This is a genomic window from Kitasatospora sp. NPDC056446, assembly GCF_042796115.1.
GTDB lineage: Bacteria > Actinomycetota > Actinomycetes > Streptomycetales > Streptomycetaceae > Kitasatospora.
The window spans coordinates 89551-102031 of sequence record NZ_JBHTRF010000014.1 but is presented as its reverse complement, the minus strand read 5'-3'; the positions used below and the strand labels follow the sequence as shown (position 1 = coordinate 102031).

The following is a 12481-nucleotide window of genomic DNA, read 5'->3' as shown; positions in this document are numbered from 1 at the left end:
CTCCTTCTACCGCGGCCGCAGAGCGGGCCGGGCCTTGTCGGCGCCGGCCAGCCGCTTCGCGACGCCGGCGACAGTACGGGCTTCGAATATCGTCGTGATGCCCAGCTCGGCATCGAGTTCGGTGCGGATCCGGCTGATCAGCCGGGTGGCGAGCAGGGAGTGGCCGCCCAGCTCGAAGAAGTCGTCGTCGACGCCGGCCACGGCGTCCAGGCCCAGCACCTCGGCGAAGAGCACGCAGAGGGTCTCCTCGTGCGGGGTGCGCGGCGCGCGCCCGGTGCCGGCCGCCGACTGGAGCGGGACAGGCAGGGCCTTGCGGTCCAGCTTCCCGTTCGGGGTGAGCGGCATGGCGTCCAGCGTCACGATGGCGCTCGGCACCATGTACCCGGGCAGTTGTGCGGCGAGCAGCGCGCGGACCTCGCCGGCCAGCGCGGCCTGTTCGCGGGAGCCGGCCGGCACGTTGGTCCAGGCGGCGGGCGCGGGGTCGGGCTCCGGAACGGCGCGGTCGCCGTCGGCCCGGTCGGCCCCGGGCACCGGTTCGGCGGCCGGGTCGTCGAAGCGGATGTCGAGCGCGCCCGGGTCCGTCCCGGCCCAGCCGACCGCGACCCGGTAGCCGAGCCGCTCGCCCAGGGCGTGGAAGGCCTCCGGGTCCGGGGCGGTGCCGGGGCCGCCCCGGTAGGCGGCCAGGGCCTCCTCGACCGTGCCGTCCGCGTCCAGGACGCGCAGCGCGGCGAGTTCGTGCGCGAGCCGGCCGTTGGGCACGCCGGTCACCCGCAGCCGGGCCGGGCGCCGCTCCTCCAGGTGGCGGGCCAGCCCGTCCAGGCCGTCCGCCCAGGTGTCCCAGGGCCGGTCCGGTGCCGCGGCGGGCCGCCGGGGCACCGGACCGCGGCGCAGCACCACGTCGTACCGGTGCCGGGTCAGCTCGTTGTGGTGCGTGCCGCGGCGCAGCAGCACCTCGACCGAGGCCGCCTCCGGCAGCAGTCCGGGCAGCGCGGTGAACAGCGCCGGGTCGACGAGGAGTTCCTCCTCGGCCGCCAGTGCGGCCTCGATCTCTTTGCGCAGCACCCCGGTGTCGGCGTCCGGTTCGGCCCGGCCCAGTCGGATCGCGGCCGCCAGGCAGCGCCGCAGCCGCAGGTTGCGCAGGTCCCCGAGGAAGACGGTGCCGCCGGGCGCGACCAGTTGCAGTGCCCGCTCGACCACCCGCAGCAGGTACTCGCCGCTCGGGAAGTACTGCGCGACGGAGTTGAGCACCACGGTGTCGAAGCCGCCGAGCGGCAGCCCGGCCACGGAGTCCGCCGGTTGCACGGACAGCCGGACGGCGAGCCCGGGCACCCGGGCCAGGCCCTCGCGCAGGGCCTCGATCGCGCTCGCCGACACGTCGGTGGCCCAGTAGGAGGCGCAGTGCGGGGCCAGCTTCGACAGGATCAGCCCGTTGCCGGCGCCGATCTCCAGCACCCGCCGGGGCGCCAGTGCGCGGATCCGCGCGACGGCGCCGTCCCGCCATTCCTCCATCTCGGCGCGCGGGATCGGCGAGCCGTCGTAACTGCTGCGCCAGAGCCGGAAGTCCTCCCCGAGGGCGAGGCCCGCGTCGGACCCGTACTCGGCGTCGAAGACCGTCTGCCAGCCCTCGACCTGCCGGGCGTCCTGCGCCTCGGCCCGTTCGGGCGCCGGGCGGGCGGGCACCGCGTAGCCGACCAGCCGGACGTCGCCGGGCCGGTCCTCGCGGGCCAGGACGGCGCTCTGCGCGACACCGGGGTGGCGCAGCATCGCCGCCTCGACCTCGCCGAGCTCGATCCGGTGGCCGCGCACCTTCACCTGGCTGTCGACCCGGCCCACGAAGCGCAGTCCGCCGTCGGCGGCGCGGCGCGCGAGGTCGCCGGTGCGGTACATCCGGCGGCCGACGGCGGACGGGTCGGCGACGAAGCGTTCGGCGGTCAGCCCGGGCCGGCCCCGGTAGCCGCGGGCGAGCCCGCCGCCGGCGATGTACAGCTCGCCCGTCTCGCCCTCCGGCACCGGGCGCAGCGCCTCGTCCAGCAGGTACACCCGGGTGTCCGTGATCGGCCCGCCGATCGACACCTCGCCGGTCGCGGGGTCGAGCCGGGCGGCCGTGGACCAGACGGTGGTCTCGGTGGGGCCGTACAGGTTGGTGACCTCGCCGTACCGGGCGATCGCCGCCGCGAGCGGCGCCGGCAGCGCCTCCGCGCCCACCAGCACGCGCAGTGGGGGCAGTTCGGCGCCGTGCTCGACCAGGGTGCGCCAGAGCGAGGGGGTGGCCTGGAGGACGGTGGCGCCGCAGCGGTGCAGCAGTCGGGTCAGCGCCGCCGGGTCGGTCACCACGGGCCGGGGGACGAGGACCATCCGGGCGCCGTTGACCAGCGGCAGGTAGAGCTCGGGGACGGCCATGTCGAAGGCGAAGGTGGTGACCGCCGGCCAGCGGTCCCGCTCGGTGAGCGGGAAGCGGCGGCCGAGGTCGCCGAGCAGGTTGGCCAGTGCGGCGTGCGGCACCACGACCCCTTTGGGGCGGCCGGTGGAGCCCGAGGTGTAGATGACGTACGCGGGGTGCCCGGGCCGCAGCGGTTCGCGGCGCTCGGCGTCGGTGACGTCGCCCGCCGCCCGCCCGGCCAGGTCCTCGGCGGTGGCGGCGGAGTCGACGGTCAGCGCGTCGGCCGGGAGGCGGTCGGCCAGGGCCTCGGTGGTGAGCACCAGGGCGGGCCTGGCGTCGTCCAGTACGTAGCCGATCCGGTCGGCCGGGTGGTCGGGGTCGACCGGCACGTACGCGGCGCCGGTCTTGAGCACGGCCAGCAGGCTGACGACCAGTCCGGCGGTGCGCGGCAGCATCAGGGCGACGGTGCGTTCGGGGCCCGCGCCGTGCTCGATCAGCAGACGGGCCAGGCGGTTGGCGGCGGCGTTGAGCTCGGCGTAGCTGTGCGTGGCGCCCTCGAAGACCACGGCGGTGGCCCTCGGGGTGCGGGCGGCCTGGGCCTCGAACAGGCCCGGCAGCAGCGCGGGCGGCGTGTGCGGCCCCGGTGCGGTCGGCGGTGGAGTCACGACGTCTCCTTGCGGCGCGGCCGGAGGGCCGGACGGGCCTTGCCGGCGGCGGAGAGCCGTTGTGCGAGGGCGGCGACGGTCCGGGCCTCGAAGACCGTGCGGATGCCCAGTTCGGCGTTCAGGGCGGTGCGGATGCGGCTGATCAGACGGGTGGCGAGCAGGGAGTGGCCGCCGAGGGCGAAGAAGCTGTCGTCGATGCCGACCGCGTCCAGGCCGAGGACCTCGGCGAACAGCGCGCAGAGGATCTCCTCCTGCGGGGTGCGCGGGGCGCGGCCGGTGCTCGCCGCACTGTAGTCGGGGGCGGGCAGCGCCTTGCGGTCGAGCTTGCCGTTCGGGGTGCGCGGGATCGCCTCCAGCACCACGACGGCGGACGGGACCATGTACTCGGGCAGGAAGGCGGCGACCTGTTCGCGCAGGTCGGCGGGGTCGAGGGCGGCCGGGTCCGTGTCGGTTTCGCCGACGACGTAGCCGACGAGGCGCTTGTCGCCGGGGGTGTCCTCGCGGGCCAGGACGACGGCCTGGCGGATGCCCTCGCAGCGCGACAGGGCCGCCTCGACCTCGCCGAGCTCGATCCGGAAACCGCGGATCTTCACCTGCTGGTCCGCCCGGCCCAGGAACTCCATCACGCCGTCCGCGCGCCAGCGCACCAGGTCACCCGTGCGGTACATCCGGGTCCCCGGCTCGAACGGGTTCGCGACGAACCGCTCCGACGTCAACGCCGGCTGCGCCGCGTACCCACGCGCCAGACCCGGGCCCGCCATGTACAACTCCCCCGCCACACCCGGCGGAACGAGGTTCAGGAAACTGTCGAGCACATAGACACGCTTGCCCGCGATCGGCCGCCCGACCGGCAGCGACACCGCCGAGGTGTCCGCCGCCAGCGCGGTGTGGCACATGGTGAAGATCATGTTCTCCACCGGCGAGTACCCGTTCACCAACCGCAGACCGGGACGCAGCTCCAACAGCTTGCGCACATGCGGCATCGACGCGGGCTCACCACCCGTCATCACCTGGTCCACCGACGCGAACACCGCCGGATACACGTCCAACAGGAAGTTCAGCAGGCTCGCCGACACATGCACCGTGGAGACCTTGTGCTCCGCCACCAGCGCCTCGATCACCGCCGGCTCCGGCCGCTGACCCGGCTGCAGCACACACATCGCACCCGAGAACAACGCCCCGAACAACTCCAGCGCGAACGCGTCCCACGACACCGGCGAGCACTGCAACCACACCTGCTCACGCCCGAAGTCCACGAACTCCTGGCCCACCAGCGTCGCCACCAGAGCCCGGTGCGACGCCACCACACCCTTCGGCCGACCCGTCGACCCGGAGGTGAACATGACGCAGGCCACGTCGTCCAGGCCCGAGGTCGGGCCCAGGTCCGCGGGGTCCTGCGCGGCGATCGCCTCGGCGTCGGCGTCCATCCGGACGCTGCGCAGCTCCGGCACCCGGTCCGCGTGGACGGCCGCGGTGACCAGGACGCCGGCGTCCACCTGGCCCAGGACGGCCTTCCAGCGGTCGACCGGGAAGTCGGTGTCCAGGACGGTGTAGCCCGCACCGGCCTTCAGCACACCGAGGACGGCGGCCACCAGGTCGACGCCGCGCTCCAGCAGCACCCCGACCACCTCGCCGCGCTCCACTCCCATGTCGCGCAGCTGCCGGGCGACCCGGTTGGCCCGGGCGTTCAGCTCGGCGTACGTCACCCGCCGGTCGCGGAAGACCAGCGCCGTCGCCTCCGGGGTGTCGGCCGCGCGGGCCTCGAACACCTCGTGCGCGCACGCCTCCACGGGCACACCCGCCGGGCCGTTCCACTCCTCCAGCAGCGCCAGTTCCTCGTCGCTGAGCAGGTCCAGCTCACCGACCCGGGCGTCCGGGAAGGACGCCACGGCCTCCAGCACCCGCACCAGGCTCGCCGCCAGCCACTCGGCGGTCCGGCGGTCGAACATGTCCGCCGAGTACTGGAGGGTGCCGCTCAGCCCGGCCGGGCCGCCGAACAGGTCCTGCCGCTCGGCGAGGTCCAGGGTCAGGTCGAACTTCGCACCGGTGCTGGTGGCGACCCGGTGCTCGACGTCGAGGCCCGCGAAGTCCAGGCGCGGCGTGGCCGCGTTCTGCAGCACCAGCATGACCTGGAACAGCGGGTTGCGGGCCAGCGAGCGCTCCGGGTTGAGCTCCTGGACGAGTTGCTCGAAGGGGACGTCCTGGTTCTCGAAGGCCGCCAGGTCGGTGCGGCGCACCCGGCCGAGCAGTTCGGTGAAGGTCGGGTTGCCGGAGAGGTCGGTGCGCAGCACCAGGGTGTTGACGAAGAAGCCGACCAGGTCGTCCAGCGCCTCGTCGGTACGGCCCGCGACCGGCGTGCCGAGCGGAATGTCGGTACCCGCGCCGAGCCGCGACAGCAGCACACCGAGGGCCGCCTGGAGCACCATGAACAGGGTGCCGCCGTCGGCCTGCGCCATCCTCGCCAGCCGCCGGTGCACATCGGCGTCGCCCTCGAAGCGGACGGTGTCGCCGCGGTGCGAGGCGACGGCCGGCCGGGGCCGGTCGACGGGCAGCGACAGCTCCTCCGGGAGCTCGGCCAACGCCTCACGCCAGTACGCGAGTTGGCGGGACACCAAGCTCTCCGGGTCGTCCTCCTCACCGAGCAGGTCACGCTGCCACAGCGCGTAGTCCGAGTACTGCACCGGCAGCGGCTCCCAGCCGGGCTCCCGGCCGGCGCAGCGCGCCTCGTACGCCTCCGCGAGGTCGCGCATCAGCGGGGACATCGACCAGCCGTCGCTGGCGATGTGGTGCATCACCACCACGAGGACGTGCTGCTCGGGGTCGACCGAGAGCAGCCGCGCCCGCAGCGGCATGTCCGTCGAGAGGTCGAAGGGCCGCGCCGCCTCGGCGTCGACCAGCTCCTCCAGTTGCTCCGCCGTGCAGGGCTCGGTGACGAACGGGACCTCCAGGGTCCGCTCGTCCGCCACCTCCTGCCACAGCTCGCCGTCCCGCTCCAGGAACGTGGTGCGCAGCGGCTCGTGGCGGACCACCACGTCGCGCAGGGCGCCGCGCAGGCTCTCCACCTCCAGCGGGCCCCGGAACCGCACGACCACGGGGACGTTGTACGTACCGTTCGGCTCCTCCAGCCGGTTGATGAACCACAGCCGTCGCTGGGCGAATGACAACGGGATCACGGGGACTCCTTGTGGTCGTGCGGCGAGGTCAGTTCGACGCGTGGATCAGGCTGTTCGGCCGCATGTCCGTCCAGGCGGCCTCGATGTGGGCCAGGCAGGCCTCCCGGGCGTCCTCGCCGTGGGCGACCGTCCAGCCCTCGGGGACGGGGATCGAGGCCGGCCACAGGGAGTACTGGCCCTCGTCGTTGACCAGCGCGAAGTAGGACTCGTCGGGGTTCTCGAACGGGTTGCTCATGATTCGGCTCCTGATGTCTCGGAATTCGCCACGGATCTGATGCTCCGTCAGATCCGTTCGGGCGCAACGGGAGGGGGTTTGCGGAACACGGTGGGCTGTCTCTACGAAACTACGGTCCGGGGGCGCCCCCGGGGGGCACTCGGCGAGGCACTCCGGGGGCACTTCCCCCGGCCGGGGCGGCCCGGCCGGGGTCGATCCCCGGAGTCAGTCCAGCCGGGCCCGGCCGATGGCGGGACGGACCAGGGCGATGACGGCCGCCAGCCCCGCGACGGCGCCGTGCAGGACCATCGTGGCCGGCAGCCCGACCGCGTTGACCAGCACGCCCAGCAGCAGGTTGCCGACCGGCGCGGCCATGAAGGCCGTCATGGTGAGGACGGACATCACCCGGCCCCGCACCTCCGGCGCGGACCAGCGCTGCACCAGCGAGCCCAGCACGTTGCCGACCATCCCGGACAGCACGCCGAGCCCGAAGTAGAGCACGACGGCGGGCACGAAGGACCCGACCAGGCCCAGGCCGGCCAGCAGCAGCCCCTGGGCCGCGACCCCGGCCACCACCACGCCTCCGCTGCGCCGGCGGGTCGGCCAGGCGGTCGTGATCAGGAAGCTGGCGACGGCGCCCAGGGTGAAGGCGGTGAGCAGCGCCCCGACGCCCAGCGGGGTGCCGAAGCGGTCGGCGAGCAGCACCAGGCCGACGTTGACCGGTCCCATGCTGGCCAGTTCGCTCAGGCCGATCAGCACCATCAGCCAGAACAGGTCGCGGTGGCCCCGGATGTAGCGCAGGCCCTCCCTGATCCGGGCGGCCAGGCCCTCCGGCGGCGGGGCCGCGGCCTCCGGTGCGGCCTGTTCCGGCGGCGCGGCCGGCGCCCTGAGCACCGCCGGGATCCGCATCAGCAGCACCGCGACGGCCGAGACGGCGAAGCTGACCGCGTCGAAGCCGGCCACCAGCGCCGCACCGCCCGCGCCCATCAGCACCGCCCCGATCGGCCCGCCGACCGCCTGGCCGCCGCGCGAGCCCAGCAGGAACAGCGAGTTGCCCCGCAGCAGGTGCTCGCGCGGCAGCAGCCGGGGGCGCAGCGCCCCCGAGGCCGGCATGAAGAAGGCGTCCATCAGGTTGGTCAGGAGCAGGACGGCCACGAAGACGACGACCGACAGGTGGCCGGCCCAGGCGATCACGGCGGCCGCGGCCTGGATGGCGCAGCGCAGCAGGTCGGCCACGATCATGACCCGGCGGGGGCCGGTCCGGTCGACCACCGCTCCCCCGACCAGCAGGCCCAGCAGCGCGGGCAGCGAGGAGAGCGCCAGGACGGCACCGACCACGGTCGGGGAGGCGATCTCGGTGAGCACCACGGTCAGGGCCACGAACCAGGCGGAGTTCCCGATCGCGGAGAAGCCGTTCGCGACCACGAAGCCGAGGTAGCCGGGGTGGAACGGGCTGCCGAAGGCGTGCTGTTCGGGCTGCCCGGGACCGTCCTTGCGGGTGAGGGTCTCGGTCTCAGCCATGGAGGTGCTCCTCGGCCGGTCGCGGGGCGCCCTCGGGCCCCCGGGAACCGGCGCCGAACCAGACGTCCTCGACGGTCAGCGCGCCGGTGGAGTAGACGCCGAGCGCGCTGGTGATCAGCCGCAGCTCCAGCGCCAGGCACTCCACCAGGCGGGTCAGGCCGTCCCGGGGGTCCTCGTCGGCGGCCAGCAGGGCCGCCCGGCCGAGGCCGACGGCGGTGGCCCCCAGGGCGAGCGCCTTGGCCGCGCGGGCGCCCTCCCAGATCCGGCCGGCGGCGAGCAGGCAGCCGTCGGCCGGGTGGATCCGGCGCAGGCACTCGTGCAGCGGGAGGCCGACCTGGGCGGGGAAGGCGGTGGGCGCCCAGCCCGAGCCGCCCTCGGCGCCGTCGACGGTGACCGCGTCGGCACCGGCCGCCCAGGCCACCCGGGCGGCCGCGGCGACGTCCCGGGCCGGCGGGAGCTTGACCCACACCCGGGCGTGCGGGAAGTTGTTGCGCATCAGCCGGATCTGCTGGCGCAGGATCTCGTCGGTGAACGTGCCGGGGCTGCTGCTGCGCAGCACCCGGGGGTCGTCCGCGCCGAAGACGTCCTGGAGCTGGAAGCGGTCGGCGAGCCGGGCCGCCTCGGCGCGCGGCAGGACGGTCATCCCGCCGAGCCCGGGCTTGGCGCCCTGGCCGACCTTCAACTCGAAGCCCAGGCGCCCGGATTCGAGCAGGCCCCGGGTGCCGGGGTCGCTGTAGACCAGGTTCCAGACCTCGGCGTCGGCGTCCTCGGTGCTCTGCTGGACCACCAACCCGCCCAGACCGTCCGGCAGTTCCTCGGCGTAGGCCTCGATCCGGCGGAGCAGGGCGCGCTGTTCGTCGGACTCGGCGCGCCCGTAGCCCTGGACCGGGACGATGTTCTCGCCGATCACCATCGGGATGCCCAGCCGGCCGGCCTGCCGGGCGGCGGCGACCCCGAGGTCCCGGCTGGCGACCTGGGTGGAGCCGAAGGCCGAGACGTAGACGGGCAGCGCGGAGGCGAAGCCGCCCACCGCGGTGGCGAGTGCGACGTCGGAGAAGAGCGGCTCGCGGCCGAGGTCGATCAGCTTCTCCAGCCGCTGCGGCACGAACACCGGCGGGACGAGCCTGGCCCGGTCCAGCGGGTCCGCGGCGGTCAGGCCCTCGTCCCCGTACAGGGTGTGGCCGTAGTCGTCCGCCGACGGGAAGGCGGCGGCGGTGCCGGTCCTGGCGCGGGCGCGGATCGCGTCCGTCGGCAGGCCGACGGCGTGCAGGGCGCTCACGGCGAGACCGTCCCGACGAGCTTGGGGAACGCGGTGGCCTGCCAGACGGCGTCCAGTCCGGCGATGTAGCGGGTCAGCCGCTGGAGGCCGATGCCGAAGCCCGAGCTGGCCGGGATGCCCTCGCGGGCGGTCTCCAGGTACCAGGCGTACTTGGCCGGGTTCTCGCCGGTCTCCCGGATCCGGGCGACGATCCGCGCGTAGTCGGACTCGCGCTCGCTGCCGCTGCACAGCTCGCCGTAGCCCTCGGGGGCGATCAGGTCGAAGTTGCGCAGCACGCCCGGGTCCTCCCGGCTCTCCCGGTCGTAGAAGCCGCGCGAGCCCTTCGGGTAGTCCGTGACGAAGAACGGGCGGCTGGCCTTGCCGGAGAGCAACGCCTCGCCGGGCCAGTCGAGTTCGGCGTCGGGGCTCTGGCCGTGGCCGAGGTCGTGCAGCCGCTCGACGGCGGTGGCGTGCGACATCCGGTCGAAGGCGGAGTTGATCAGGTCGGTGAACGCGCCCGGGTCGCGGCCGAGCAGTTCGAGGTCGGCGGTGTGCTCGGCGACCACGTGGCGGGCCATGTGGCGCACCAGGTCCTCGATCAGCTGGAGGATGTCGTCCCGGGAGGCGCCGGCCACCTCCACGTCGAGCTGGTGGAACTCGGTGAGGTGACGGCCGGTGCCGGCGGTCTCCACCGGCTCCAGACGGACGTTCGGCGCCACGTAGAAGATCTTGTCGAAGGCCAGCAGCGAGGCCTGCTTGTACAGGATCGCGCTGGTCATCAGCTTGTAGCGGTGGCCGTAGTAGTCGATGTCGACCTGCTTGGCGCCGCGGTTGCCCGGGTCCGTGACCGGGCCGATGATCGGCGGCAGCAGCTCGGTGAAGCCGTTGTCGCGCAGGAACTCGCGGGCGGCGGCCAGCAGTCCGCTCTGCAGGCTCAGGGCGCCCCGGGTGACGGGGGAGGTCAGGTGGGCGCGCGGGTGCGGGAGTTCGGGTACGGCGAAGGGGGTGGTCACGGTCGGTTCCTCGTACTCTCTGGAGTCGGTGTCCGGGGGGTCTCGTGGGTCTCGGGGGTCTCGTCGGGCTGGCGGGCGCCGTGGGTCTGGTGGCTGCCGTGGTTCTGGAGGCTGCCGGGGGCCTGGTACGCCTCGTGGGCGGTGAGGGCCGCGGGGCCGGCGGGGCCCGCCGCGATCGGACGGCCCGCGGCGCCGTCGAGTCCGGCCCGGTCGTAGCTGTGCTGCATGTACGACAGCGAGCTCAGCAGTCCGCCGGAGGTCAGCGGCCGGGTCAGCCCGGCGACGGAGGAGCGGCCGAGCGGCATCGCGCCGACCGCCGTCCAGCGCAGCCGGCCGGAGTCGTCGATCGTGCTGCGGGACCGGCCCGCGTTGTCCGGGTGCAGGCAGAACGGGACGTCCAGGTAGCCGCGTTCGAAGGCGCGCGGCAGCGACCGGGCGACCACGCCGTCCAGGTCCAGCACCGCCTCGACGAAGGCCCGCGCCTCGGCGTAGACCTCGCTGTCCCCGTCCGCCCGGCCGGGCGGTGCCGACCGCTCCGCCGCCGCCACCCGGGCCGCGTGCTCCAGGGCGGTGACGTTCTCCCCGACGGTCGGGATCCCGAACGCCTCGGCGGCCGTCTTCACGATCAGCCGGGACGCACCGGACCGGACGGCGAGCCGCGCCGAGGCGGCGAGCAGGTCCGCCGCCCCCTCCGGGGTCTGCGGGAACACGCCCATGTAGGTGTAGACGACGATGTGCCAGTACGGCGTCGGCAGGAACTCGGCGGCCAGTCGGCGCAGCGCGGCCACCGCCTCCTCGTCCTGGACGCCGCTGGTCTGCTGGGCGTAGCTCAGCGAGACGTCGGACAGCCCGTTCTGGCAGAAGAACAGCCCCTCCAGGAGGCTGATCGCGACCAGCAGCGACGGCGGGCAGAGCTGGCCCATCATGCAGCCGCCGAAGGTCTCCAGGTGCGGTTCCCCGCCGGTCTCCCGGACGGCGGCCAGCAGCCGGCAGCACTCCACCCAGTTCTCCACCGACTCCCGCAGCGGCACCCGGCCGTACGGCAGGCAGTAGGAGGCCGGGCCGCCCTCGGTGGCGTGCAGGCCCACCTCGGCCAGCGCCGTCATGATCCGCTGCGGACGGGCCGAGCCGTGCCGCACCTGGACGGGGAAGCCCTCGTCCAGCGCGCCGTCCAGGACCGCCCGGGTGCGGGCGGCACTCTGGGCGACGATCGGATAGCCGTTGAGGCGGACACCCGCCTCCAGCGCCCGGCGGGCGGCGTCGTGCTCGCCGACCCGGGTGTAGCTGTCCAGGGTGAGCGTGCCGACGGTGGTGGCCCCGGCCCGCTTGGTGGCGAGCAGGCCCGCGCGCATCTCGCCGGGGTCGCTGAAGCCCATCCGGGGCTGGACGACGAGTTCGCCGCGGGCGTGCGCGCGGGCGACGAACTCGCCGAAGCCGGACCGCCGGACCGGGACGCCCCGGACGGCGGCCGGGACGACCCGGGCGCCACCCGGGGCGGCTGCCCGTTCGGTACCGGCGGCCGGGCCTTCGCCGGTCCGCGCCGGTTCGGCTGTCATCGGGCACCTCCCGCGTCGAGGGCCGCCACGGCCCGGGCCTGGGCGGCCGGTTCCAGGGCGACGGGGTGCGGGGCGGCCGGGTGCGGGGCGGCCGGGTGCGGGGAGGCCGGTTCCAGGGCCGCCTTCGTCAGTGATCCGATGAAGGACCGGAAGGCCGTCACCCCGCCCGAGTCGTCGAAGACCGCGTCGAACCCGGCCCGCAACAACTCGGCCGAGCGGTCGCCGTCCTCGGCTCCCCGCACGCCGAGCTTCCCTCCGATGATCACCGGGCAGTCGGCCAGCTCCGGACTGGCCCGCAACTGCTCGATCGCCATCAGGCCGTCCTGGAAGCCGTGCCCGTTCACACTGCTGAGCACGATCAGGTCCGGACGGCGCCACTGGCATTCGGCGACCAGCAGGTCGCCGGGGACACAGGGCCCGAGGTTGACGACTCGGTGCCCCAACTCCTCCAGCAGCAGCTGGAGGTAGACGAGGTTCCAGGTGTGGGCGTCGGACATCACGCCGGAGACGACGACACTGAGTTCGGTTCTCGCGATGGCCGAGCGCGTGTTCTCTGTTTCCATAGTTCGCTTCCGCCGGGATGCCGCTTGTCGCGTCGCATCTGACGTCTCGATGAGCTCGCTGAGGTCGGCTGTTTGCCGACTGAGCCGAACGTAGTGACGGCCCCGGCCCGCGAAGGGCACTCCCAGGGGCATCCGAGC

At 74.3% G+C, this 12481-nt stretch carries 8 protein-coding genes; all 8 read right to left on the bottom strand.

Features of this window, described 5'->3' with window-relative positions:
- Window positions 1-6: 6 nt before the first annotated feature.
- The 8 genes from ACFQ6N_RS11740 to ACFQ6N_RS11705 all read right to left on the bottom strand — a co-directional run bounded on the left by ACFQ6N_RS11740 (window position 7) and on the right by ACFQ6N_RS11705 (window position 12343).
- Window positions 7-3045, bottom strand: coding sequence for an amino acid adenylation domain-containing protein (locus tag ACFQ6N_RS11740; RefSeq protein WP_380648617.1), 3039 nt, complete (start codon window positions 3043-3045; stop codon window positions 7-9).
- A complete protein-coding gene (locus ACFQ6N_RS11735; RefSeq protein WP_380648616.1) occupies window positions 3042-6218 on the bottom strand; it encodes an amino acid adenylation domain-containing protein in 3177 nt (1058 codons plus the stop codon). Before ACFQ6N_RS11735 ends, ACFQ6N_RS11740 begins: the two co-directional genes overlap by 4 nt.
- A 28-nt stretch (window positions 6219-6246) precedes the next feature.
- Window positions 6247-6453: an MbtH family protein gene (locus ACFQ6N_RS11730; RefSeq protein ID WP_380648615.1), complete on the bottom strand. Its 207-nt coding sequence runs from the start codon at window positions 6451-6453 to the stop codon at window positions 6247-6249.
- A gap of 204 nt (window positions 6454-6657) precedes the next feature.
- Window positions 6658-7953: an MFS transporter gene (locus ACFQ6N_RS11725; protein ID WP_380648614.1), complete on the bottom strand. Its 1296-nt coding sequence runs from the start codon at window positions 7951-7953 to the stop codon at window positions 6658-6660.
- On the bottom strand, window positions 7946-9232 hold the full coding sequence (locus tag ACFQ6N_RS11720) for a glutamate synthase-related protein (RefSeq protein WP_380648613.1): 1287 nt from the start codon (window positions 9230-9232) through the stop codon (window positions 7946-7948). Before ACFQ6N_RS11720 ends, ACFQ6N_RS11725 begins: the two co-directional genes overlap by 8 nt.
- Window positions 9229-10224: an asparagine synthetase A gene (locus tag ACFQ6N_RS11715; RefSeq protein ID WP_380648612.1), complete on the bottom strand. Its 996-nt coding sequence runs from the start codon at window positions 10222-10224 to the stop codon at window positions 9229-9231. Before ACFQ6N_RS11715 ends, ACFQ6N_RS11720 begins: the two co-directional genes overlap by 4 nt.
- Window positions 10221-11780, bottom strand: coding sequence for a methylaspartate mutase (locus ACFQ6N_RS11710; RefSeq protein WP_380648611.1), 1560 nt, complete (start codon window positions 11778-11780; stop codon window positions 10221-10223). Before ACFQ6N_RS11710 ends, ACFQ6N_RS11715 begins: the two co-directional genes overlap by 4 nt.
- Window positions 11777-12343, bottom strand: coding sequence for a cobalamin B12-binding domain-containing protein (locus tag ACFQ6N_RS11705; RefSeq protein ID WP_380648610.1), 567 nt, complete (start codon window positions 12341-12343; stop codon window positions 11777-11779). Before ACFQ6N_RS11705 ends, ACFQ6N_RS11710 begins: the two co-directional genes overlap by 4 nt.
- Window positions 12344-12481 lie beyond the last annotated feature (138 nt).